The organism is Saccharothrix carnea, from assembly GCF_003014735.1.
Lineage (GTDB): Bacteria > Actinomycetota > Actinomycetes > Mycobacteriales > Pseudonocardiaceae > Actinosynnema > Actinosynnema carneum.
This window is the reverse complement of record NZ_PYAX01000001.1, coordinates 518,473-542,566: the sequence shown is the minus strand read 5'-3', so window position 1 is coordinate 542,566 and position 24,094 is coordinate 518,473. Positions and strand designations below refer to the sequence as shown.

Below are 24,094 nucleotides of genomic sequence, written 5' to 3'. Positions count from 1 at the left end.
CATGTACTTCACCGAAGGTTCCCCGATCGCCGACCAGCGCGTGCCGGCGGGACCGATCGAGACCCGCTGGGACCGCCGCCGCTTCTCCGCCCGGCTGGTCAACCCCGCGAACCGGCGCAACCGCAGCGTGATCGTGGTCGGCACGGGCCTCGCGGGCGGTTCGGCCGCGGCGACCCTGGGCGAACTCGGCTACCAGGTCAAGTCGTTCTGCTACCAGGACAGCCCGCGCCGCGCGCACAGCATCGCCGCGCAGGGCGGCATCAACGCGGCCAAGAACTACCGCAACGACGGCGACAGCGTGCACCGCCTGTTCTACGACACGGTCAAGGGCGGCGACTTCCGCTCCCGCGAGTCGAACGTGCACCGGTTGGCGCAGGTCAGCGTCGAGATCATCGACCAGTGCGTGGCGCAGGGCGTGCCGTTCGCCCGCGAGTACGGCGGCCTGCTGGACACCAGGTCGTTCGGCGGCGCGCAGGTCTCCCGCACGTTCTACGCCCGCGGCCAGACCGGGCAGCAACTCCTCCTTGGCGCCTACCAGGCGCTGGAACGGCAGGTCGCCGCCGGACGCGTGGAGATGCACCCGCGCACCGAGATGCTCGACCTGATCGTGGTGGACGGCCGCGCCCGCGGCATCGTCGTGCGCGACCTCGTCAGCGGCGCGGTGTCGACGCACTTCGCGGACGCCGTGGTGCTCGCCACCGGCGGCTACGGCAACGTGTTCCACCTGTCCACCAACGCCAAGGGCTGCAACGCCACCGCGATCTGGCGGGCGCACCGGCGCGGCGCGCTGTTCGCCAACCCGTGCTTCACGCAGATCCACCCGACGTGCATCCCGATCAGCGGCGACCACCAGTCGAAGCTCACCCTGATGAGCGAATCCCTGCGCAACGACGGCCGGGTGTGGGTGCCGCGCGACCGGAACGACACGCGTGCGCCGAACGACATCCCCGAAGCCGACCGGGACTACTTCCTGGAGCGCATGTACCCGGCGTTCGGCAACCTCGTGCCGCGTGACATCGCGTCCCGGGCGGCGAAGAACATCTCCGACGAGAAGCGCGGCGTGTACCTCGACTTCGCCGACGCCATCGCCCGCCTCGGCGCGCTCGCCGTCGAACAGCGCTACGGGAACCTGTTCGAGATGTACCAGCGCATCACCGGCGACGACCCCTACCGGACGCCGATGCGCATCTACCCGGCCGTGCACTACACGATGGGTGGACTGTGGGTCGACTACGACCTGCGCTCCACGATCCCCGGCCTGTTCGTCATCGGCGAGGCGAACTTCTCCGACCACGGTGCGAACCGGCTGGGTGCGTCGGCGCTGATGCAGGGTCTGGCGGACGGCTACTTCGTGCTGCCCGGCGTGATCGGCGACTACCTGGCCGACGCGCCGTTCGGGCCGGTCGACGACAGCCACCCGATGGTCGCCGACACCGTGTCCGAGGTGCGCGGTCGGGTGAAGACGCTGCTGGCCGTGGACGGTGACCGCACGGTCGAGTCGTTCCACCGCGAACTGGGCCGGTTGATGTGGGACGAGTGCGGCATGGAGCGCGACGAGGCGGGGTTGCGCAAGGCGCTGGAGCGGATCCCGGAGCTGCGCGAGGAGTTCTGGCAGCGGGTGAAGGTGCCCGGCACCGGTGAGCGGCTGAACCAGGAGCTGGAGAAGGCGGGCCGGGTCGCGGACTTCTTCGAGCTGGCGGAGCTGATGTGCGTGGACGCCCTGCACCGCCGCGAGTCGTGCGGCGGCCACTTCCGGTCGGAGAGCCAGACGGAGGACGGCGAGGCGCTGCGCGATGACGCGAACTTCTCGTACGTAGCCGCGTGGGAGTACACGGGCGTGGGCCGACCACCCGTGCTGCACAAGGAAGAGCTGGTCTTCGAACACGTCACGCCGAGCACGAGGAGCTACGCGTGAAGCTGACCCTGCGGATCTGGCGGCAGAGCGGTGCCACCGGGCGGTTGGTGGAGTACGTCCTGGACGACCTGTCGCCGGACATGTCGTTCCTGGAGATGCTGGACGTGCTCAACGAGCGGTTGATCACCGAGGGGCAGGAGCCGGTGGCGTTCGACCACGACTGCCGCGAGGGCATCTGCGGCATGTGCGGGTTGATGATCAACGGGATGGCGCACGGGCCGGAGAAGGCCACCACGGCGTGCCAGCTGCACCTGCGGCACTTCCGCGACGGCGACGTGGTGACCGTCGAGCCGTGGCGGGCCGAGCCGTTCCCGGTGGTGCGCGACCTGGTGGTGGACCGGTCGGCGTTCGACCGGATCGTGGCGGCGGGCGGGTACGTCAGCGTGCCGGCCGGGTCGGCGCCGGACGCGCACGCGACCCCCGTGCCCAAGCCGGACGCGGACACGGCGTTCGAGGCGGCGGCGTGCATCGGCTGCGGCGCGTGCGTGGCCGCGTGCCCCAACGGGTCGGCCATGTTGTTCACCGCGGCGAAGGCCACGCACCTCGGCGTGCTGCCGCAGGGCCAACCGGAGCGGTACTCGCGGGCACGGGACATGGTGGCCGAGCACGACGCGTCCGGCTTCGGCGGCTGCACGAACACCGGCGAGTGCACGTCGGCGTGCCCCAAGGGCATCCCGCTGACCACCATCGCCCGGCTGAACGCCGACCTGCTGCGCGCTCACACCACCCGCAGCGACAGGTAACCCGTCCCGCACACCAGGACCGTGGCGAGCAGCCCCAGGAGGAGCGCCCTGGGGCTGGTCCGCAACAGTGCTCCGGGGCGCACGGACGTGCCCAGACCGAACAGCGCGGCGGCCAGCACGACGGTCGTCACGGTCTTGGCCACGTCTAGCACGGCACCCGGTACCAGCGGGCTGACCAGCATCAACGCCAGGAAACCGAGCAGGAAACCGGGCACCGGTGGTGCGCCGCGACCACCCACACCGGCCACGATCGGCGCCAGCAACGCCACCCGGCCGAGCTTCACCGCCATCGCCGTCGCCAGGCCGCCGGCGGGCGCGGCGGCGGCCACCTGCGCCACCTCGTGCACGCTCAGCCCGATCCACTCCGGTGACGCGCCCAGCAGCGGCAGCACGACCATCGCCAGCGTGCCGTAGAGCGTGACCAGGGCGACGCTCGTGGCCACGTGCTCGTCCTCGCGGTCCACCCTGCCCTCGACGGCGGCGATGGCCGACGCGCCGCAGATCGAGAAACCGCTGGCCACCAGGACGTACAGGCCTCGCGGCAGGCCCAGCCACCGGCCGAGCCACACCGTGCCGAAGAACGTGACCGCGACGGTCACCACCACGGCCACCAGAACGCCCGGTCCCAAAGTGAGAAGTTGCACAACGGACAGTTGCAGGCCGAGCAGTACCACCCCGGCGCGAAGCAACCGGCGCGTGACGCCGCTCAGGTCCGGCAGGCGTCCACCCACCAGCACACCCAGGACCAACGCGGCGATCAGCACACCGCCCACCCTCCGCCCGCGCGAACGCTTCCGGTAGGCGGCGGTGAGGTCTGGGGTCATACCCTGTGGCTATGACCCCGGACCTCGAATCGCTGCGCCTGCTGGTGCTCGTCGGGGAACTGGGCAGCCTCGGCCGGGCCGCCGATCAACTGGGCATCGCGCAGCCCTCGGCGAGCAAGCGGCTGTCCACACTGGAACGGCGACTCGGCGTCGTGCTCGTGGACCGCGGCCGGCGCGGCTCGGTGCTCACACCCGCGGGCGTGGTGGTGACCGAACGGGCACGGCGCGTGCTGGACGAGGTCGCGGGTTTGGTGGAGGGCGCGCGGGCGCTGCGGTCGGCGCAGGAGGCCGAGCTACGGGTCGCCGCCAGCATGACCGTGGCCGAGCACCTCGCGCCGAGCTGGATCGGCGAACTGCGCCGCGCCCGCCCCGACCTGCGCGTGGGCCTGAGGGTGACCAACTCCGAGACTGTCGGCACCCTCGTCCGCGACGCTGCGGTCGACCTCGGGTTCGTCGAAGCCCCAGGTGCTCTACCAGGGCTTTCGTCCCGGAAGGTGGCCGTGGACCGGCTCGCCCTGGTCGTCGCGCCAGGACACCCGTGGTCGCGCCGGCGCCGACCGCTCACCCCGCCGGAACTGGCCCGGACGCCGCTGGTCATGCGCGAACGCGGCTCGGGCACCCGCGACACCCTCGACCGGGCGTTGCCGGACGCGTGCCCGCCCGCGCTGGAACTGGGCTCCACCACGGCCGTGCGGGGCGCGGTCGTCGCCGGCGTCGCACCCGCCGTGCTCAGCGTGCTCGCGGTCGCCGTCGACCTCGCCGAAGGACGCCTGGTCGAGGTGCCGGTCGAACTCGACCTGCGCCGCGTGCTGCGTGCCGTGTGGCCGGGCGGGCGGCGGTTGGTGGGACCCGCCGCGGAACTCCTCGCGGTGGCAGGCCGGCGCAGTTCGACCACCGCCGCGGTTCAGCCGTAGTTCAATGAACGCATGAGCTGGTTCCGCCGACGCACCGAACCCGAGCCCGAGCCCGTTCACCTGCCCAACCCGGCCGAAGCCGCGGTCGCGTTCTGGCAGGAGTGGTTCGAGCTGCTGCCCAGCGTGAGCGCGGCACTGGGCGACGGCGAGCCGTACCGGGTGGAGGGCGAGATCGGGGCCATGGTCGCGGCCATGCACCCCGACCTGGAGTTCTCCCTCGAACGCGGGCACCGCGCGATCTACGCCCTGGTGATCACCAGCCGTGAAGACCCGAAACTGCGCCCTTACACGGACGCGTGGATCGAAGCCGCGCCGCCCGAGGACATGATCTGGGAGTACCACGACTCCGTGCCCGCCGTGCCCGACCCGACCGCTGTCACGATCAACCTCGGGCCCCGCCGCATCCGACTCGCCGACGTGCGCGTCGTCGCCCAGGTCTCAGACGGACTGGTCGACGTCGCCGTCTACCACCCCGAGTTCGCCAACCTGGATGATCAGGCCAGGCAGACCATGACGTTCCTGCCCCTGGACGTCACGCTCGGTGAGCGCCTGGCGGGTGAACGGCTCGGCCGGGTGGAAACGGCGTCCGCCGAGCCGGCGGGCACCATCGGCCTGCTGGAGCTGCGCGACCTCGTCCACGGGATGGCTGGGGATCCCTCCTGAAATTGTCGGACCCCCTGGTTACCCTCATGCCGTGACCAGCGACGACCCGTTGAACCCGACCCAGGCCCCCGCCGAGGGCGTCGAGGACGTGCCCGCCGCCGTGCGCGACGAGCACGCCGCGCTGGCCGAGGTGGTGCGCGGGCACCAGTTCCGCTACTACGTCCTCGACTCGCCGACGGTCAGTGACGGCGAGTTCGACGCGTTGCTCCGGGAGTTGGAGGCGCTGGAGCGCGAGCACCCCGGGCTCGCCACGCCCGACTCGCCCACCCAGCTCGTCGGCGGCACGTTCTCGACAGAGTTCAAGGCGGTCGACCACCTGGAACGGATGCTCAGCCTCGACAACGTCTTCTCGCCCGAGGAGCTGGAAGCCTGGTTCGAGCGGGTCCGCAGGGAAGTCGGGCCGGACGCCCACTTCCTGTGCGAGCTGAAGATCGACGGGCTGGCGATCAACCTGCTCTACGAGCACGGGCGGCTGGTCCGCGCGCTGACCCGCGGCGACGGGCGGACCGGCGAGGACGTGACGCTCAACGTCCGCACGCTGGAGAACGTGCCGGAGACGTTGACCGGCACCGACACCTACCCCGTGCCCGCGCTGGTCGAGGTGCGCGGCGAGGTGTTCTTCGCGGTGGAGGACTTCCTGGAGCTCAACGCGCGCCTCGTGGAAGCGGGCAAACCGCCGTTCGCGAACCCGCGCAACACCGCCGCCGGGTCGTTGCGGCAGAAGGACCCCAAGGTCACCGCGTCGCGTCGGCTCCGGATGATCTGCCACGGGCTGGGCAAGCGCGAGGGGTTCGAGCTGACCAGGCAGTCCGAGGCGTACGAGGCACTGCGGGCGTGGGGGCTGCCGGTGTCCTCGCACACGGTCGTGCTGAGCGCGTTCGAGGAGATCGGGTCGCACGTCGCGTACTGGGGCGCGCACCGGCACGACGCCGTGCACGAGATCGACGGCGTGGTCATCAAGGTGGACGAGGTGTCGTTGCAGCGGCGCCTCGGCAGCACGTCCCGCGCGCCGCGGTGGGCGATCGCGTTCAAGTACCCGCCGGAGGAGGCGACCACCACCCTGCTGGACATCAAGGTGCAGGTCGGCCGCACCGGGCGCGTGACGCCGTTCGCCGTGATGGAGCCGGTGAAGGTGGCCGGATCCACGGTCGCGCGCGCCACCCTGCACAACGCGAGCGAGGTCAAGCGCAAGGGCGTGCTGATCGGCGACCGCATCGTGATCCGCAAGGCCGGTGACGTGATCCCCGAGGTGCTCGGCCCGGTGATCGACGCCCGGCCGGAGGACGCCTACGCGTTCGAGATGCCCCTGACCTGCCCCGAGTGCGGTCACGCGTTGCGCCCGATGAAGGAGGGCGACGTCGACATCCGCTGCCCCAACGCCGCCGGGTGCCCGGGTCAGCTGCGCGAGCGCTTGGCGTACCTGGCGTCGCGTTCGGCGCTGGACATCGAGGTGCTCGGCTTCGAGGCGGCGGCGGCCCTGGTCGAGTCCCCGGTGTACGGCGACGAGGGTGACCTGTTCGACCTGGACGGGGACAAGCTCGCGCAGATCGACCTCTTCCGCACCAAAGACGGTGAGCTGACCGCGAACGCCGTGAAGCTGCTGGACAACTTGGAGACCGTCAAGCAGCGTCCGCTGTGGAGGGTGCTGGTGGCGCTGTCGATCCGGCACGTGGGTCCGACCGCGGCTCGTGCGTTGGCGCAGGAGTTCGGCTCTCTGGAGCGCGTCATCGGTGCCACGGAAGAGGAGTTGGCGTCCGCGGAGGGCGTGGGCCCGACCATCGCCACGGCCGTACGGGAGTGGGTGGAAACCCCTTGGCGGCAGGCGATCGTGACCAAGTGGGCGGCGGCGGGCGTGCGGATGGCGGAGGAACGTGACACGACGATCCCGCGCAACCTGGAGGGGCTGTCGATCGTGGTGACGGGTTCGCTGGAGACGTTCTCGCGTGACGAGGCCAAGGAAGCGATCCTGTCGCGCGGCGGCAAGGCGGCGGGTTCGGTGTCGAAGAAGACGGCCTTCGTCGTGGTGGGCGAGTCACCGGGTGCCAAGGCGGACAAGGCACTCCAACTCAAGGTCCCGGTCCTGGACGAAGCCGGCTTCCAAACCCTCCTGACCGAAGGCCCCGAAGCCGCCACCAAAGTCGCCACCATCACCGAACCCCCCACAACCCCCGAGGAGTCACCCACCTCAACCCCCTAACCGCCAACCCCCTCCACCGCCCTGACCAGCACTTACCTCCCACCCCTCCTCCACGATCGAGTGAACCTGCCAACCGAACCAAACCAAAACACCGTTATCCCCAACCTCAAACGTCGGTTGAAACAACGAGGCCGCCAACCAACCCCGCCCCCTGACACCCCTCCCACCCTCGCCCCTCCCACCCCCTCCCGCCCCAGTCGCTCACCCTCCCGCCTCACCCGCCAAGCCCACCCACCACTGCCGGTCCGCCCACAGAGCCCACCCACCTCACCTCACCTCACAGAGTCCACCCGCCGCACCACACAGCCAGCAGCCACACCGACCCGGTCCCACCACACGGCCACATCGACCGCCAACCGCCACACTCGCCGCCACGCCCCACAACCGCGCCGCGCCACAGCACCGCCGCGCCGCGCCACAGCACCGCCGCGCCGCGCCACAGCACCGCCGCGCCGCGCCACAGCACCGCCGCGCCGCGCCGCACTCGCCACACTGCGCCGCCTGACTACCGCGCCACAGCAGCGGTCATGTCCCACCGCCACGGCGCAGCAGATCGCCGACCGTCATGCCGCACTCGCTGCACCGCCGCTGCCGCACTCTCGCCGCGCTGCCGCTGCAGTCATCGCACCCCTGTCCCAGCGCCGCTGCCGCGGTCATCGCACCGCTGCCGCCGCGCCGTCGCGCCGCTGAGTGCGGACCGCGCTGATCGCTGACCAAGCGGCTGCGGGCCGGCAGGTCGAACCCGCCGTCGCACGCCAAGCCGCGCCTGGTGGGCAATGCCGGCGCCGCCCGCTCCCGCATGCCGGCACGTACGCGCCGCCGAGTTCCGACGGCCTGTGTGCGCGGCGTGGGTAGCTGGAACGGGCTGCGCGGCAAGGGGTGTGCGGTGGGGGGATCGAGCGCGTGATGACGATCGTCGGGGAGCGGGGAGCGGGGAGCGGGGAGCGGGGAGCGGGGAGCGGGGAGCGAGACGGGAGCGAGGCGGGTGGCGGCGTCACACCGGTCGGTACACGGACACGTGGCTGCGGCTGGTGCCGGTGAATAGGCGGCGGTCCCAGGTTTCGTGGCGTTCGGCCAGCCGGAGCCCTGCCCGTTCGGCCATGAGGTCCAGTTCGCCGGGATAGGTGTAGCGCTGCGCGTGCGGCTTCAGCCGGATTCCGTCCGCCGTGAAGATGACCTTCTGGCTGACGAACCGCTGCGCCGCCAGGTCGACGTCGTAGACCTCGATCGCCGCCGACCCGACGTCCGCCCACAGCGCCTGGACCCGCTTGCCATCGGGGAAGCGGGACGGGTCCGGGACGTACGTCTCGACCACGAACGCGCCGTCCGGCTCCAGCACCCGCGCCACGTTCGCGAAGCAGTCCGCCTGCCGCCGGACGTCCACCAGGTTGAAGATCGTGTTGAACACCAGGTACACCACCGCGAACCGGCCCGTCACGGGCACGTCCGCCATGTCACCGATGGTCACCGGGACCTCCGCACCACCCGGCTTCGCGGCCAGTTTCGCCGCCATCAGCTCGGATCCCTCCACCCCCTCCACGGGCACGCCCCGCGCGGCCAGCGGCAACGCCACCCGGCCCGTGCCGATCGCCAGTTCCAAGGTCCGCCGCCCACCGGCCAGCGGAGCCAGGAAGTCCACCGCGGGCGTCGGGTCGAGCTCGGGCCCGCTGTCGTAGTCCTCCGCCCACACCCGACCGAAGAACGCCGGATCACCGATCACGTCATAACTGGACAAAACCGTCTCCTGTGTCAGTCGGCCCGCCGCGTCACGCGCAGCAGGTATTCCTTGCGGTTCAACGGGTTGTGATCCGACCGGTCCCGCATGGGCACGACGCCGCGCACCGGGGCGTGGTGCGAGAACGCCGTCTCCAACACGCCTTCACCACGCGTCAGAGCGGGCACGGTCCGCTGGAACCCGTGCACGAACGCCGCCGGCACCTCGCCCTCCACCACGGTCACCCGCCCACGCGGCACGCTGCTCAGGATCACCGCCCGCAACCGCGCCATCACGGGCGTCAGCGCACCGAGAACATCCCCCGGCACCTCCAACGTGAACCGGTGCACGGGTGAGAGCACCGACGTCCCCGCCGAACGCAACGCCGAGAGCAGCACCAACGGCGTCAGCAACCGGAAGTCGCCCGCCGTGCTCGACATGCTCTTGTCGAACGTCCCGTGCGCGTGCGACTGCCGCGCCCAGTACCCGGCGTGCGTCATCGTCACCGCGCAATCGGTGACCTGCCACCCGCACAACCCCTGCCCGAGCGTCTCCCGCACGGTCTCCTCGACGGCCTTGAAGAACGCGAGCGGCATGGATCCCAGCTCCACGCCCAACGCGAACGTCACCCCGTCACCCGGCTCCACCCGCAACCCGACCGTCGCCAGGAAGGGGTTCCCGCCGCTACCGATGAACTCCACCGCCGTCCCCACCCCGACCGGCCGCTCCAAGCAGATGGTGGTCGTCTCCCGGAACTCGACCTCCACCCCGTACTCCTCGGCCAACGTCGCCTGCAGCACCTCCTTCTGCACCTCGCCGTACAGCGAAACGCGCCCGCCGTGCCGCAGCCCGATCAACGGGTCCCGCTCGGCCAACCGCGTCAGCGCGACGTGCAGCGCCCCGCGGTCGGCCTCCCGCGAGGGCACCACGACGGCCTCCAACGTCGGCGGCGCGAACCGGTGCCCCTCGCCCGGAGGCGGTGTGCCGAGCGCGTCACCGATCCGGACGCCCTCCAATCCCCACACCTTCGCCACCTGCCCCGCGCGGACGGCGTCACAGCGCACCGCCGCACCCCGCGAGAACACGGCCAGCCCGGTGACCCGCTCCGGCAACCGGTCGCGCACCCGCACCGTCCCGGAGAACATCCGCACGAACGCCACCCGCTCACCACCCGGGCCGCGTTCCACCTTGAACACCACCCTGGACACCGGCCCGTCCGGATCACCGGACGACGCGGGCAGGAACTCCGCGATCCCCGCCGCCAACTCCGGCACGCCCGCGCCCGTGATCGCCGACCCGAAGAACACGGGGTGCACCGCGCACCGCCGCGCCTGCGCCGCCACTACCGCACGGAGACCGGGCACTTCCCGCCCGTCGACGTAGGCGGCCAGCACGGCGTCGTCGTGCTCGGCCAACACCTCGACCGCGCCGTCACCGATCACCGGCACGACGTGAGCCGCACGACCGCCGGCCCCGACCACCCGGCCCATCGCCACCACGGACGGCGTCAGGAGAGCCGCGACGTCCCGCAGCACCGACTCCGGCCGCGCCCCACCCCGGTCCACCTTGTTGACGAACACCAGCGTCGGGATGCGCAACCGCCGCAACGCCCGCATCAGCACGCGGGTCTGCGCCTGCACGCCCTCGACCGCCGACACCACCAGCACCGCGCCGTCGAGCACGCCGAGCACCCGTTCCACCTCGGCGATGAAGTCCGGGTGACCGGGGGTGTCGATCAGGTTGACCGTCGTGCCGCCGACGTCGAACGACACCACCGCGGCCTTGATGGTGATGCCGCGCCGTCGTTCCAGCGCGAGCGAATCGGTCCGCGTGCTGCCGTCGTCGACGCTGCCGACCTCGTCGATGACACCGGCGGCGTGCAGCAGCCGCTCGGTCAGGCTCGTCTTACCGGCGTCGACGTGCGCCAGGATCCCCAGGTTCAGCGTTCGCACCAAGCGTCAAGTCCTCTTCGAGACAGGCGATTACGACCTTCTGGAAGGGCATGACAGCTCGCACGATCGTCCTCCTCGGTGGACACCAGGGACAGCCACCACCGAAGCAGCCGGTCACGACACCGGCAACCGATTAACGCGCCGAGCACGCCGTCGCGGCCGCAGTCTTGCGGGTCCGCGGGGCGGCACGGGTGACATCCGGCCCGACCTCGGACCGGAATCTTGATCGAACCCCTGGCGCGGCAGTTGTGTGGACGACAATCGTGGACTGTCCGATGACGCGCAGAGGGGAACCAGATGGCCGACATCGTGGTGAGGCCCGCCAGGGAAGACGAGTGGGCGGCGGCGGGTGCGATCACCGTGGCCGCCTACCAGGCCGACCGCCACATCGACAGCCACACCGGCGGGTACGCCGACACGCTGGTCGATACGCGCACCCGGGCCCGTGAAGCGGAGCTGCTGGTGGCGGTGGACGTCGAGGACACCGTGCTCGGCACCGTCACCGTGGTCCGGCCCGGCACCCCGTACGCCGAGGTCAGCCGGGACGGCGAGGTGGAGTTCCGGATGCTCGCGGTGAGCCCGGCCGCGCGCGGCCGCGGTGTCGGTGAGGCGTTGGTGCGGGCGGTGATCGTGCGGGCGCGGGAACTCGGCGCGCGGCGGCTGGTGATGAGCAGCTCCGAGCACATGACCACGGCGCACCGGCTCTACCGGCGGCTGGGGTTCCGGCGACAGCCCGACCGGGACTGGCGGCCGGTGCCGGGCGTGGACGTGACCGCGCTCGGGTTCAGCCTCGAACTCGCATGATCTCGTCGCGCAGCGACCGGTCGCGCGCGGCGCGGTCGTAGAGCAGCTCCACCAGGGTCGCGTGGTCGAGTTCGGCGAGGCGGTCGCGCAGCTCCTCGTCCTCCGCGTCCGGCGGCGGCACGGTCAGGCCGCGCTCCAGCAGCACCAGGCCCAGCGCGACGCAGTGCTTGCAGAAGAAGCCCTGCGACCCGTACGGGCAGGTGCAGGCGCCGACCAGGCGGGTGTCGTCCCACTCCAAGGTCACCCGGTACTCATCCGCGCCGACGACCACGCCTTCCACGTGCCGCGAGCGGACGGACAGCTCGACCACGGAGTCCCGGTAGGTCAGCCCGCGCCAGTACGACTTGGCGCCCGCGTGGTGGCGCAGCAGGGCTGAGGTCAGCGTCGGCATGGCGGTATCCAACACCTTGTGGTTCGGTGGGTTTCGTGCTCCAGGCTTGTCTGAACGGCGCCCGTGAGCCGGGCAGCCACCCTAGTCTGCCGATCACCCCGCAGCAGCTGGCGGCCGACGCCGCGGGGTGCGCCGAGCTGGGCGTGACGTCGTTCCACCTGCACCCGCGTGACGTGGTGGGGTTGGAGGTGCTGGCCGGTCCGGAGGTCGCGACGGCGGTGTCCGTGGTGCGGGCCGCCGTGGCGCACGCGGAGATCGGCGTGACCACCGGCGCGTGGATCGTGCCGGATCCCGTGCGACGGGCGGAGCTGGTGCTCGGGTGGGCGGGGCTGGCGGCCGGACGTCCCGACTTCGCGTCCGTCAACGTCCACGAGGACGGCTGGCTCGGCGTGGCCGCGGCGCTGCGTGACGCGGGGATCGGGATCGAGCTCGGTGTGTTCGACGTGGGGGCGGCGCGGACGTTGCTGGACGTCGGCGTGCCCGCGGGGACGGTGCGGGTGCTGGCGGAGGTGCAGCCGGGGGAGACCGTGGACGACGCCGTGCGGCTGGTGGACCTGCTGGTTCCGCTGGGTGTGCCGATCCTGCTGCACGGTGAGGACGACAGCGCGTGGCCGGTGCTCGACCTCGCGGTGGCGCGCGGGCTGGACACGCGGATCGGTCTCGAGGACACGCTCACCGCGCGTGACGGCACGGCGGCGGTCGACAACGCCCAGCTCGTGGAACTGGCTCGGTGAGGGTGGAAAAACGCTGGTAGCGGGGGTGCGGATCGTGGTTTCGTGGCGGCATGGTGTCCACTGACCGGCTGCTCGCCTTCGCGGCCATGTCGTTCCTGCTGATCGTGATCCCCGGGCCGAGCGTGCTGTTCGTGGTCGGGCGGGCGTTGGCGCAGGGGCGTCGGGCCGCGCTGATCACCGTGCTGGGCAACACGCTCGGGGCTTACGCGCTGGTCGTGGCCGTCGCGTTCGGTGTCGGGGCGGTGGTGGAGCGTTCGGCGGTCGTGTTCACGACGTTGAAGCTGGTGGGCGCCGCGTACCTGGTGTACCTGGGGGTGAAGGCGGTGCGGCAGCGCGGGGCGTTGCACGCGTCGTTCACCGCCGGTGGTCCGGCGCACGGCGGGCTGCGCACGTTGTGGGAGGGCTTCGCGGTCGGCGTGGCGAACCCGAAGACGATCGTGTTCTTCGCCGCCGTGCTGCCGCAGTTCGTGGACCGCGCGCAGGGCGGCGTCGCGGCTCAGATGCTCCTGCTCGGCCTGCTGTTCAACGTCATCGCGCTGGCGTCCGACAGCGTCTGGGGCCTGGCCGCCGCCACCGCCCGCACCTGGTTCGCCCGTTCACCCCGCCGCTTGGCCCTGGTGGGCGGCGCCGGCGGCCTGACCATGATCGGCCTGGGCGTCACCATCGCCACCACCAGCCGCCACCCCTGACCGCGAGAGTCCAACGCTGAGCGCGCGAGAGTCCAACGCTCAGGACCCGTGAGTTCAACGCTCGGACGTACCGGCTGGTCGGGCCGAGCGTTGAATTCGGGGTGCCTGAGCGTTGGACTCTCGCGCCGTGAACGTTGGACTCTCGCGGGGTTAGTCGGGGAGGACGACGGAGACGATGCCGGCCAGGTGGGCGAGGCGGGCGACTTCGGCGGCGCGGAACATCGGGCCGCCGGGGCGGCCCACCAGCAGGACGCGGTCCGGTTTGCCCAGCGGGGTGGCGGCCAGTTCGGTGCCCAGTTCCTGCCACGTCTCCGGCACCCACGAGTCCTCGCCGTCCAGCACGGTGGCGCGGGCCAGCGGCAGCCACGGCGGGGTCGCCAGCTTGGTCTCCGGCGCGGCCGACGACGAGGTCAGGCGGTGCACGGTGCGGCCGTCCCACGACACGACCACCGCCCACCCCGCCCGGATGATCTTCGGCACGCCCTCGGTGAACACCGCCAGCCCGTTGCGCGGGTCGTCGGCGATGTCCTCCACCAACTCCAGCTCGCGGTGGGTGTCCAGCACACCCGCGTACGGCCGCACGGCGTCCACCTCGACCCCTTCGATGGACTCCGCGGCCGTGATCAGCACGTCCGGCAGCCGCCCGGACGGCAGTTCGACCACCAGGTCGTCGATGGCCAGGCCCGCCCCGCGCTCCACCACGTCCACGCTGAGGATGTCGGCCCCGATCGCGCCGAGCGCGGAGGCGACCGCGCCCAGGGTGCCGGGACGGTCCGGGAGCTGGACCCGGATCAGGAAGGACACGGTGCACGCCTCCAAGGTGGAACGTCGAGGTGGAAACTCGCCGGCCGATGATTCTCGCAGACGCAGCTTCGCTTTCCGACCCACCGGGCGCGTTGCACACGGGTAAAATCGCGCACCCTCGCGCGCGAGCGCGGGCAACCCGGTCGGAGGTCGGCCTGACCAGCCAATAGACTCGGCAGGTCCAAAATCCGAAGAACCGACCCACGGGGGTTGACGAGGTGCCCAGCATCTCCCGCGACGAGGTCGCGCACCTGGCCCGCTTGGCGAGGCTCGCCGTCACCGACGACGAGCTCGACCTGTTCGCCGGCCAGCTTGACGTGATCCTGCAGTCGGTGGCCACGGTGGGCGACATCGCCACCGCGGACATCCCGCCCACTTCGCACGCCGTTCCGCTGACCAACGTGTTCCGCGAGGACGTGGTGCGTCCCAGCCTCGGTCAGCAGCAGGCGCTCGCGGGCGCCCCCGCCGCCGAGGACGGCCGTTTCCGCGTGCCCCGCATCCTGGGGGAGGAAGCATGACCGCCGACCTGACCCGCGCCACGGCCGCCGAGCTGGCGGCCAGGATCGCGAACCGCGAGGTCTCCGCGGTGGAGGTCGCGCAGGCCCACCTCGACCGGATCGGTGAGGTCGACGGCGCGGTCAACGCGTTCCTGCACGTCGACACCGAGGGTGCGCTGAACGCCGCCCGCAAGGTCGACGAGGACATCGCCGCCGGCGCCCACGTGGGCCCGCTGGCCGGCGTGCCGATCGCGCTCAAGGACGTGCTCACCACCGAGGGCGTGCCGACCACGGTCGGCTCGAAGATCCTCGAGGGCTGGATCCCGCCCTACGACGCCACGGTCACGCGCCGGCTGAAGGAAGCCGGCCTGGTGATCCTCGGCAAGACCAACATGGACGAGTTCGCGATGGGCTCCTCCACCGAGAACTCGGCCTACGGCCCGACCCGCAACCCGTGGGACACCGACCGCATCCCGGGCGGCTCGGGCGGTGGCTCGGCGGCGGCGCTGGCCGCGTTCGAGGCGCCGCTGTCGATCGGCACGGACACCGGCGGCTCGATCCGCCAGCCCGGCGCGGTCACCGGCACGGTCGGCGTGAAGCCCACCTACGGCGGTGTCTCGCGGTACGGGCTGGTGGCGTTCTCGTCGTCGCTGGACCAGGCCGGCCCGTGCGCCCGCACGGTGCTGGACGCGGCCCTGCTGCACGAGGTCATCGCCGGGTACGACCCGATGGACTCCACTTCGATCGACGCGCCCGTGCCGCCGGTGGTGGCTGCCGCCCGCGAGGGCGCGAACGGTGACCTGTCCGGTGTGCGCGTCGGCGTGGTCACGCAGTTCAGCGGCGAGGGCTACCAGCCCGGCGTGCTGCGCAGCTTCGAAGCGGCCGTGGCGCAGCTCAAGCAGCTGGGCGCCGAGGTCGTCGAGGTGTCGTGCCCCAGCTTCGACTACGCGCTGCCCGCGTACTACCTGATCGCGCCCAGCGAGGCGTCGTCCAACCTGGCCCGGTTCGACGCGATGCGCTACGGCATCCGGGTGGGCGACGACGGCACGCGCAGCGCCGAGGAGGTCATGTCGCTGACCCGCGAGGCCGGTTTCGGCCCCGAGGTGAAGCGCCGCATCATGATCGGCACGTACGCGCTGTCGTCGGGCTACTACGACGCCTACTACGGCTCCGCGCAGAAGGTGCGCACGCTGATCAGCCGCGACTTCGACGCCGCGTTCGCCACCGTGGACGTGCTGGTCTCGCCGACCACGCCGACCACCGCGTTCCCGATCGGCGAGCGCACGAACGACCCGATGGCGATGTACAAGGCGGACCTGTGCACGATCCCGGCGAACCTCGCCGGCAACGCCGCCATGAGCGTCCCGAGCGGACTGTCCGACGAAGACGGCCTGCCGGTCGGCCTGCAGATCATGGCGCCCGCGTTGCAGGACCACCGGATGTACCGGGTGGCGGCGGCGTACGAGGTGGCGCGTGACGCGGCGCTCGGCGCTCCGGTGATCAGCGGCGTGCCGCAGTTGGCGGGGGTGGCGCGGTGAAGCGGGCGCGTACGGTCCTCGCGCTCGTCGGCGCCGCGGGTGCGGCCACCAGCGCGTTCTCCACGTTGAAGTCGGCTCGCGGCAAGAACGACAAGCTCGCCCTGGCCAACGCGGCGGCGAGCATCCTGGTGGCGATCACCGGCGCGGCGCTGGCCGTGCGGGGTCTGCGGAAGGACGGGAAGGCATGACGTCGGTGCACGAGCTGATGGACTACGCCGAGGTCATCGAGCGCTTCGACCCGGTGCTGGGGTTGGAGGTGCACGTCGAGCTGCACACCAACACCAAGATGTTCTGCGGCTGCGCGAACGTCTTCGGCGGCGAGCCGAACACGCAGGTCTGCCCGGTGTGCCTGGGCATGCCCGGCGCGCTGCCCGCGCTCAACGGCAAGGCGGTGGAGTCGGCGATCCGGATCGGGTTGGCGCTCAACTGCGAGATCGCCGAGTGGTGCCGGTTCGCCCGGAAGAACTACTTCTACCCGGACATGCCGAAGAACTTCCAGACCTCGCAGTACGACGAGCCGATCGCGTTCAACGGCTACCTGGACGTGACGCTGGACGACGGCTCGCTGTTCCGGGTCGAGATCGAGCGCGCGCACATGGAGGAGGACACCGGCAAGTCGCTGCACGTCGGCGGCGCGACCGGGCGGATCCACGGCGCGGAGCACTCGCTGCTCGACTACAACCGCGCGGGCGTGCCGCTGATCGAGATCGTCACCAAGCCGATCACGGGCACCGGTGAGCGGGCGCCGGAGGTGGCGCGGGCCTACGTGACCGCGTTGCGCGACCTGCTGAAGGCGCTGGACGTGTCGGACGTGCGGATGGACCAGGGTTCGCTGCGCTGCGACGCGAACGTGTCGCTGATGGCCAAGGACGCGACCGAGTTCGGCACGCGCACCGAGACCAAGAACGTGAACTCGCTGCGCAGCGTCGAGCGGGCGGTGCGGTTCGAGATGACCCGCCAGGCGGCGCTGCTGGCGTCCGGCGGCGAGATCACCCAGGAGACCAGGCACTTCGACGAGTCGACGGGGTCCACCTCGTCGGGCCGCACGAAGGAGACCGCGGAGGACTACCGGTACTTCCCGGAGCCCGACCTGGTGCCGATCGCGCCGTCGCGCGAGTGGGTGGAGGAACTGCGCGGCACGCTGCCGGAGCTGCCGTGGGAGCGCCGCAAGCGGGTGCAGCAGGAGTGGTCGCTGACCGACGCCGAGCTGCGCGACCTGGTCAACGCGGGTGCGGTGGACCTGGTGACGGCCACGGTGGACGCGGGCGCGACGCACGCCGAGGCCCGGTCGTGGTGGGTGGCCTACCTGACCAAGGAGGCCAACGCCCGCGGTGTCGAGCTGGCCGAGCTGGGCATCACGCCGGCGCAGATCGCCCGGGTGATCGCGCTGGTGAACTCCGGTGAGCTGACCAACAAGCTCGCGCGCGAGGTGGTGACCGGCGTGCTGGACGGCGAGGGCGAGCCGGAGGCCGTCATCGAGGCGCGTGGCCTGAAGGTCGTCTCGGACGACTCGGCGCTGGAGAAGGCGGTGGACGAGGCGCTGGCCGCGCAGCCGGACGTGGCGGCGAAGATCCGCGACGGCAAGGTGGCCGCGGCGGGTGCGATCGTCGGCGCGGTGATGAAGGCGACGAAGGGCCAGGCGGACGCGAAGCGCGTGCGCGAGCTGATCATCGCCCGCTGTTCGTAGGGGTTCGACCCGGCGGTGGGGCGGTGCTGCGTGACGCGGCCCCGCCCCACCGCCGTTTTGTGCCCGATGTGCCCGAGTCGGGTCCGCGCCGGGGGTGGTCCATTCGCGATTCGTCCACTCGGACACCGTTCGTCACCATTTCGGGACGGCCCGTGGCCGAACGGGGAATTACCGCGGTGCGATTCCACGTCGGGCGGACCGCGTGGACTCGCCTTATTGCGGGTCCAGGGCGCCTGCAGCCTGTTAACACGTTCCCCCATTCGAGTGGTAACGCCCCTCGAACCGGCTCTGCGGTGCTGGTCAGCGAAGCTCAAGATCAGCCCGTTGGTAGCTCTAGGTAAATCTCCACCTCCCCAGGTGCGTCCATCTGTGTCACGCTTGGGCCGTTCGGCAGGCCGGGGGGCCACCGAAACTACCTGGATCAGCCGCCGAGGCTGCCCCGATCAGGGGCCCGTTGTAGGGGAGGCAACACCATGACCCGCACCGATCCGAAGCTCGTCGCCGAGATCGACGCCATCGAGGACGCGGTCGTCGACGGGGGCGTCGACACCGGCCAGACCAGCGTCGACCTGGTCGACGTCGGTGGCCTGGAACCCACCGGTGGCCCGTACAAGCCGACCACCGACGACCCCGAGGTCGAGCGGCTGGTGAAGCCGATGGGCGGCCCGTACAAGCCGACCGGCGACCCGGAGACCAACGGCGGGCCTTACAAGCCGACGACCGACGAGCCGGCGGCTGTCACCCAGACGAAGTAATAACCGGTCACCGACAATCACGGTGACGTCACACCGAATGCCGCCGGCCACAGGTCGGCGGCATTCGTCTTCCGCTTGTGATCTCATATGACCGTGCCTGGCGAAACGCGTGGCTCCTCCGGACCGGATCACGCGGTCAGACTGGCCCGGCAGTTGCACCGCAGCGCGCGCGACGCGGCCACCGCCGACCGCCACCCGTCCGCCATCCGGCAGATGCGCCGGGGCCTCGCGCTGCTGGAGACCCCCGGGATCGACCCGCAGGAACGGCTCGAGGTCCGCACCCGGCTGCGCAACACGCTGGCGTTCTGCCTGGCCGAGACGGGCAAGGTGGACGACGGCCTGACCCAGCTCGCGGGCGTCGACTCCGAGCTCGCCGGGCTGCGCGACGAGGCGCTGCGGGCCCACCTGTCCACCCTGGTCAACCTCAACCGCGCCGCGCTGCTGTGCCGGGTCGGCCGCATCGACGAGGGCATCGCCCAGCTGGACGTGGAGATCGAGCGCAGCGAACGGCGGCTGCGCGCGCACGCCGACCCGGAGGCCGTCGACCTGCTCGCGCTGGCCCTGTCCAACCGGGGCAACGCGCACGGCGAGGTGCACCGGCACGAGAAGGCCGTCCGCGACCTCAACCGCGCCGTCGAGCTGGCCGACGCGCACGACCTGCCGCTGCGCGCCTCGATCGCCAAGCACGCGTTGGGCAACGCGGAGCAGCGAGCCGGCGACATCCCGGCCGCCCTGCGCCACTACCAGGAGGCCAACCGGGCGTTCCAGGACCTCGAACCCGGCCTGCTGCTGCGGCTGCGCATCGACCAGGCGGAGGCGATGATCAGCGTCGGGCTGGCCGACGAGGCGGGCAGGCTGCTGGACGAGGTGCTGCCGGAGCTGCGCCGCCAGCGCATCGGGCAGGACGTCGCCGAGGCGGAGCTGTTCCGCGCGGCGGCGGCGTTGCAGGACGGCGACCTCGTGCTGGCCCGGCGGATGGCGAACTCGGCGCAGCGCAAGCTGGTCCGGCGCGGTAGCCCGGCGTGGGCGGCGGTGTCGGGGCTGATCGCGTTGCGGGTGGACGCGGTGCGCGCGCTCGGTTCACGCCGCCCGGTCGCCGGGGTGGTGCGGCGGGCGATCGAGCTGTCCGGGGAGCTGGCCGCGCTGAAGCTGCACGACCAGGCGGCGTTCGCGCTGGTGCTGGCGGCCAGGCTGGAGATCCGCCGCGGCGACCCGGACCGGGGCGCCGAGCTGCTGCGCAGCGTGCCCAAGTCGCGCCGGATCTCGCCGATCGACCACCGGATGCTGCTGCGGCTGTGCCGGGCGGAGCTGGCGCTGGCGCGCGGCAACCAGCGGGTGGCGCTGGCACAGGCCAAGGCGGGCCTGGCGGAACTGGGCAGGCTGCGGGACCGGCTCGGCGGGCTGGAACTGGTGTCCGGCACCGCCGTGCACGGCCGTGAGCTGGGCGAACTGGCCGTGCGCCTGGTGCTGGGCGGTCGTGACTCGGCGGCCAACGCCAAGCGCCTGTTCACCTGGCTGGAGCGGACCAGGGCCCAGCTGTACCGGTACGACCCGGCCGAGTCCACTGTGGATTCCGAGCTGGGCGAGCGGATCGCCGAGGTGCGCAGGCTCAGCCGCGCCCTGCTGCGGGCCCGCCTCGACGGCCTGCCGACCCAGGAGCTGGAGGCGCGGCTCAAGGCGAGCCAGCGCGCGGCCACCCGGATGGGCTGGAGCGCCAGCCCCTGGGGCACGCCGCGCCCGGTCGTCAAGCCGGACGAGGTGCTCGACCGGCTGTCCGGGCAGGCGATGGTGAGCTTCGCGGTGTCCGGCGACGAGCTGATCGCGGTGGTGTTCGCCGGTGCTCGGGTGCGCATGGTGCGGCTCGGGTCGGCCGCCGAGGCCACCGAGGGCGCGCGCCGCCTGCACGCCGACCTCAACGCGCTCGCGCCCGACCACCTGCCGGCGCCGCTGGTCGAGGTCATCTCCGCGTCCGCGCGCCGTGAGGCGGAGAAGCTGGACCGGCTGCTGCTGCGCCCGCTGGCGCCGATGATCGGGGACCGGTCGCTGGTCGTGGTGCCCACCGGCGCGCTGTACGTGGTGCCGTGGAACGTGCTGCCGACGTGCGCGAACCGGCCCACGACGGCGGTGCCCTCGGCCACCGCGTGGGTGTCGGCGATCCGCGGGGAGCGGGCGCCGGTCGACGGCGTGCTGCTGGTGCGCGGTCCCGGGTTGCAGGCCGCGCAGGGCGAGATCGACCGGCTGGCCGGCTACCACGGTGACGCGAAGCTGCTCGGCGTGAACGAGGCCAGGGTCGGCGCGGTGCTGGAGGCGCTGGACGGGGTGGAGCTGGCGCACATCGCCGCGCACGGCGAGCACGAGCCGGAGAACGCGCTGTTCTCCCGGCTGGAGCTGGTCGACGGCGCGATGTTCGCGCACGAGATCGGCCGGGTCCGCCGCCCGCCGCACCAGGTGGTGCTGGCCGCGTGCGAGCTGGCGCTGAACCGGGTGCGGCCCGGTGACGAGCCGCTGGGGTTCGCGGGCGCGTTGCTGGCGGGCGGTGCCCGGACGGTGATCGCCGCGTCCAGCCGGGTGGGCGACCAGCCCTCGGCCGCGGCGATGGCCGACTTCCACCGCAACCTGGCGGCCGGCGCGTCACCGGCCGTGGCACTGGCCGAGGCGGTCGCGGTGGACCCGCTGCGTCGTCCGTTCGTGTGCCTTGGTTCGGGTTAGCGCTTGACCAGCCGTTCGACCGGTTGACCGGGATCACCCGCACCCACTAGTCAGGGTGGAGGAGTTCTTCGGCGATCACCCCCAGGGGGTCCGGTGCGCTGGTTGACGCTGACGCTGCTGTTGCTGGCCACGATGACCACCCCGGCGACCGCCGCGCCCGCGGTCGGCCGGGCGCACGAGCCGGGCAACGGCCCGGAGCGCAACCAGGTCGCGGCCGTCGACGCGCCGCTGCACGCCAGCGCGCGCGGCGACAACTGGCCCGACGCCAACCCCGGCTACCCGCGCCGCACCCTGCTGCGGGTCTACCCGGAGGACCAGGCCGACCGGTCGATCAAGCTCGGTCTCGCGCCCTACCACTCGCTCGCGCCGCGCCTGAACGACCTGCAGCGCCGCAGCGACCGGGTGTCCGTCGAGGTCGTCGGCCGGTCCACCGCGGGCCGCGACCTCTACCTGGTCACGCTCACCGCGCCGGAGAGCCCGGCGGAGACCCGCAGGCAGGAGGCGTGGCGCGACAAGATCGAGAACGACCCGGTCGGCGCCGCCCGGGACGTCTTCCTGCGCGGCGGCTACAAGGCGCCGGTGTGGATCAACGCCAACATCCACGGCGACGAGTGGGAGGGCACCGACGGCGCGCTGCGCGTGATCGAGGACCTGGCCTTCGACCCGGCCGCGCGGGACTTCCTGCGCCGCCACCGGGTCTACGTGAACCTGACCGCGAACCCGGACGGGCGGGTGGCCGGTACCCGCGCCAACGCGAGCGGGTTCGACCTCAACCGCGACTTCGTCACCTCGTCGCAGCCGGAGTCGCGGGCGATGCGGGACGTGGTCAAGCGCGTCCAGCCGCTGCTGGTGCTCGACGAGCACGGGTACGTGGCCAACACGCTGATCGAGCCGACCACCCCGCCGCACGGCCAGAACTACGACTTCGACCTCTACATCGAGCACGGTTACGCGGGCGGGCTGCGCATGGAGGACGCCGTGCGGGCGCTCGGCCACCCGGAGGCGGCCACGCCGGAGATCCCGTTCCGCGACTACGAACCGGGCGTGTGGGACGGCTGGGCGCCGATCTACACCGCCCAGTACTCGATGTACCACGGCGCGGTGTCCTACACGATCGAGATCCCGATGCGGGTGAACCGAGGCGATTACACGACACAGCCGGTGATGGAGCTGCGGCGTCGTTCGGCGATCAACACGGACGTGGTCGAGGCGACGATCCGCAGCGCGCTCGCGTACGTGCAGCAGCACCGGACCGCGATGGTGGACAACCAGATCGAGATGTTCCGCCGCGGCCTGGCGGGCGAGCCGCAGCGGGTCGTGCCGGACGGTTTCGTGCCCGGCTTCGGCCCCGAAGACCGCTACACCACGGAGTTCCCGCGCGCGTACGTCATACCGGTCGGTGACGGGCAGCGGTCCGGGCAGGCCGCCGCACGGCTGGTCGACCACCTGGTCGCGCACGACGTCCGGGTGAAGAGGGCGGACCGGCCGTTCACGCTGGGCGACCGCGCGTACCCGGCCGGGTCGTACGTGGTGGACCTGCACCAGCCGAAGCGGGCGCTGGCCAACGTGATGCTGGAGGCCGGTCGGGACATCTCCGACCACGTGCCGGTCATGTACGACATCAGCGGCTGGAGCCACCGGCTGCTGTGGGGCGCGTCGGTGGACGTCGTGCGGGACGGGCCGCTGCACGTGCGCGGGCGTGACGTGGCGGCGGCGTCGCCGACCGGTTCACTGCACGCGCCCGAGGGCAGCGACCTGGCGCTCACGCTGGTCGACGGCAAGGACGCGGCGGCGGTGAACGACCTGCTCGCCCGCGGTGTCGAGGTGCGCAGGCAGGACGACGGCACGATCGTGGTGCCCGCGTCGGCGCGGGCGGCGGCCGAGGAGGTGTCGGACCGGTACGGCGCCCGGTTCACCGCGGCGGGGCCGGGCGGCACGCCGCTGCGCCGTCCCGCGGTGGCGGGCGCGGTGGCGGCGGATGAGCTGAAGGCGTTGCGGGACATGGGTTTCGACGTGCGGCCGGTGTCGACGGAGGTGCTGAACGCCGGGTTCGACCTGTCCGGGGTCGACGTGCTGCTGGTGTCGTCGGGCTTGCGCTACGACCACCTCGTCGCGCCCGCCAAGGCCGCGGTGGACGCGTTCCTGGCGCGAGGCGGCGTGGTGACGCGCGGTGCGACGGGAGCGCGGTTCAACGCCGACGCAGGTGTGCTGCCGGTGCGCGCGGTCGCGGGCCGGGAGGACGCGAACGGCGTCGTGTCGGTGGTGGACGGCGCGGGCGCGGTCGGCCACGCGTTCGTGTACGCGCCGTACTGGTTCACCGACCTCGGACCCGGCGTGGTCGTGCGGCAGCGCTACCAGGACCTGGTCGCCGGGCACTGGGCCACGCGCCCGGACGGGTCGGGCGGGCAGGCGGAGGCGGCCGGTCAGGCGGCGGTCGTGGCGGGCACGTCGCCGCGGGGCGCGCGGGCGGTGCTGTTCGGCACCGAACCGCTGTTCCGCGACCACCCGAAGGGCCTGTACTGGCAGGTTGCCGACGCCATCTTCGCCACGGTGGGCTGAGCGGG

At 72.1% G+C, this 24,094-nt stretch carries 21 protein-coding genes; 15 read left to right on the top strand and 6 right to left on the bottom strand.

Going from position 1 to position 24,094, the window contains the following annotated elements:
• The first annotated feature begins 1 nt into the window (after nt 1).
• Both B0I31_RS02655 and B0I31_RS02650 read left to right on the top strand, forming a co-directional pair.
• Nucleotides 2–1,915 carry a fumarate reductase/succinate dehydrogenase flavoprotein subunit gene (locus B0I31_RS02655; protein ID WP_106613644.1) on the top strand — a complete coding sequence of 638 codons (1,914 nt, stop codon included), beginning with the start codon at nt 2–4 and terminating at the stop codon, nt 1,913–1,915.
• On the top strand, nt 1,912–2,658 hold the full coding sequence (locus tag B0I31_RS02650) for a succinate dehydrogenase/fumarate reductase iron-sulfur subunit (RefSeq protein WP_106613643.1): 747 nt from the start codon (nt 1,912–1,914) through the stop codon (nt 2,656–2,658). Before B0I31_RS02655 ends, B0I31_RS02650 begins: the two co-directional genes overlap by 4 nt.
• Here B0I31_RS02650 and B0I31_RS02645 read toward each other — a convergent pair.
• Nucleotides 2,634–3,482 (bottom strand): YeiH family protein, encoded by an 849-nt coding sequence (locus B0I31_RS02645; RefSeq protein WP_106613642.1) that lies wholly within the window; start codon nt 3,480–3,482, stop codon nt 2,634–2,636. The two genes, B0I31_RS02650 and B0I31_RS02645, sit on opposite strands and share 25 nt — an antisense overlap.
• Nucleotides 3,483–3,493: 11 nt before the next feature.
• On the opposite strand from B0I31_RS02645, the gene B0I31_RS02640 reads away from it, so the two are divergent.
• From B0I31_RS02640 to ligA, 3 genes are read left to right on the top strand one after another with little or no spacing between them, the layout of a single operon-like run.
• Complete coding sequence (locus B0I31_RS02640) at nt 3,494–4,396, top strand: LysR family transcriptional regulator (RefSeq protein WP_106613641.1); 903 nt, start codon at nt 3,494–3,496, stop codon at nt 4,394–4,396.
• Nucleotides 4,397–4,408: 12 nt separating this feature from the next.
• Nucleotides 4,409–5,059 (top strand): hypothetical protein, encoded by a 651-nt coding sequence (locus B0I31_RS02635; RefSeq protein WP_106613640.1) that lies wholly within the window; start codon nt 4,409–4,411, stop codon nt 5,057–5,059.
• Nucleotides 5,060–5,090: 31 nt separating this feature from the next.
• Entirely contained in the window at nt 5,091–7,256 is a 2,166-nt protein-coding gene (gene ligA, locus B0I31_RS02630; RefSeq protein ID WP_245949607.1) for an NAD-dependent DNA ligase LigA, read from the top strand.
• A gap of 277 nt (nt 7,257–7,533) precedes the next feature.
• Here the strand turns inward: ligA and B0I31_RS02625 are convergent, their stop codons facing one another.
• The 3 genes from B0I31_RS02625 to B0I31_RS02615 form a co-directional block, all read right to left on the bottom strand.
• Nucleotides 7,534–7,740: a hypothetical protein gene (locus B0I31_RS02625; protein WP_106613639.1), complete on the bottom strand. Its 207-nt coding sequence runs from the start codon at nt 7,738–7,740 to the stop codon at nt 7,534–7,536.
• Nucleotides 7,741–8,250: 510 nt separating this feature from the next.
• Nucleotides 8,251–8,976 (bottom strand): class I SAM-dependent methyltransferase, encoded by a 726-nt coding sequence (locus tag B0I31_RS02620; RefSeq protein ID WP_106613638.1) that lies wholly within the window; start codon nt 8,974–8,976, stop codon nt 8,251–8,253.
• A 29-nt stretch (nt 8,977–9,005) separates the two neighbouring features.
• On the bottom strand, nt 9,006–10,922 hold the full coding sequence (locus B0I31_RS02615) for an elongation factor G (RefSeq protein ID WP_106614004.1): 1,917 nt from the start codon (nt 10,920–10,922) through the stop codon (nt 9,006–9,008).
• A 297-nt stretch (nt 10,923–11,219) separates the two neighbouring features.
• Between B0I31_RS02615 and B0I31_RS02610 the strand changes: the two genes are divergently transcribed.
• Entirely contained in the window at nt 11,220–11,726 is a 507-nt protein-coding gene (locus B0I31_RS02610) for a GNAT family N-acetyltransferase (protein ID WP_106613637.1), read from the top strand.
• Here the strand turns inward: B0I31_RS02610 and B0I31_RS02605 are convergent.
• Nucleotides 11,707–12,117 carry an SWIM zinc finger family protein gene (locus B0I31_RS02605; protein ID WP_106613636.1) on the bottom strand — a complete coding sequence of 137 codons (411 nt, stop codon included), beginning with the start codon at nt 12,115–12,117 and terminating at the stop codon, nt 11,707–11,709. The genes B0I31_RS02610 and B0I31_RS02605 overlap by 20 nt on opposite strands.
• A gap of 26 nt (nt 12,118–12,143) precedes the next feature.
• Between B0I31_RS02605 and B0I31_RS02600 the strand changes: the two genes are divergently transcribed.
• The gene (locus B0I31_RS02600) at nt 12,144–12,851 is read left to right on the top strand and encodes a 3-keto-5-aminohexanoate cleavage protein (protein WP_219910571.1); all 708 of its coding nucleotides are present in this window, start codon (nt 12,144–12,146) and stop codon (nt 12,849–12,851) included.
• 50 nt (nt 12,852–12,901) lie between these two features.
• Nucleotides 12,902–13,540 carry a LysE family translocator gene (locus tag B0I31_RS02595; protein ID WP_106613635.1) on the top strand — a complete coding sequence of 213 codons (639 nt, stop codon included), beginning with the start codon at nt 12,902–12,904 and terminating at the stop codon, nt 13,538–13,540.
• A 150-nt stretch (nt 13,541–13,690) separates the two neighbouring features.
• Here the strand turns inward: B0I31_RS02595 and B0I31_RS02590 are convergent, their stop codons facing one another.
• Complete coding sequence (locus B0I31_RS02590; protein ID WP_106614002.1) at nt 13,691–14,344, bottom strand: ACT domain-containing protein; 654 nt, start codon at nt 14,342–14,344, stop codon at nt 13,691–13,693.
• Between the two features lie 218 nt (nt 14,345–14,562).
• Between B0I31_RS02590 and gatC the strand changes: the two genes are divergently transcribed.
• The 7 genes from gatC (at nt 14,563) to B0I31_RS02555 (ending at nt 24,089) form a co-directional block, all read left to right on the top strand.
• Nucleotides 14,563–14,862 carry an Asp-tRNA(Asn)/Glu-tRNA(Gln) amidotransferase subunit GatC gene (gene gatC / locus B0I31_RS02585; RefSeq protein WP_015104569.1) on the top strand — a complete coding sequence of 100 codons (300 nt, stop codon included), beginning with the start codon at nt 14,563–14,565 and terminating at the stop codon, nt 14,860–14,862.
• Nucleotides 14,859–16,379, top strand: a complete 1,521-nt coding sequence (gatA, locus tag B0I31_RS02580) for an Asp-tRNA(Asn)/Glu-tRNA(Gln) amidotransferase subunit GatA (RefSeq protein ID WP_106613634.1) — start codon at nt 14,859–14,861, stop codon at nt 16,377–16,379. The genes gatC and gatA overlap by 4 nt, the downstream gene beginning before the upstream one ends.
• Nucleotides 16,376–16,567 (top strand): hypothetical protein, encoded by a 192-nt coding sequence (locus B0I31_RS02575; protein ID WP_106613633.1) that lies wholly within the window; start codon nt 16,376–16,378, stop codon nt 16,565–16,567. Before gatA ends, B0I31_RS02575 begins: the two co-directional genes overlap by 4 nt.
• Nucleotides 16,564–18,066: an Asp-tRNA(Asn)/Glu-tRNA(Gln) amidotransferase subunit GatB gene (gatB, locus tag B0I31_RS02570; RefSeq protein ID WP_106613632.1), complete on the top strand. Its 1,503-nt coding sequence runs from the start codon at nt 16,564–16,566 to the stop codon at nt 18,064–18,066. The genes B0I31_RS02575 and gatB overlap by 4 nt, the downstream gene beginning before the upstream one ends.
• Nucleotides 18,067–18,539: 473 nt before the next feature.
• Nucleotides 18,540–18,821, top strand: coding sequence for a hypothetical protein (locus B0I31_RS02565; protein ID WP_106613631.1), 282 nt, complete (start codon nt 18,540–18,542; stop codon nt 18,819–18,821).
• Between the two features lie 153 nt (nt 18,822–18,974).
• On the top strand, nt 18,975–21,530 hold the full coding sequence (locus tag B0I31_RS02560; RefSeq protein ID WP_342751450.1) for a CHAT domain-containing protein: 2,556 nt from the start codon (nt 18,975–18,977) through the stop codon (nt 21,528–21,530).
• Nucleotides 21,531–21,623: 93 nt separating this feature from the next.
• Nucleotides 21,624–24,089 (top strand): M14 family metallopeptidase, encoded by a 2,466-nt coding sequence (locus B0I31_RS02555; protein ID WP_245949605.1) that lies wholly within the window; start codon nt 21,624–21,626, stop codon nt 24,087–24,089.
• Nucleotides 24,090–24,094: the final 5 nt, after the last annotated feature.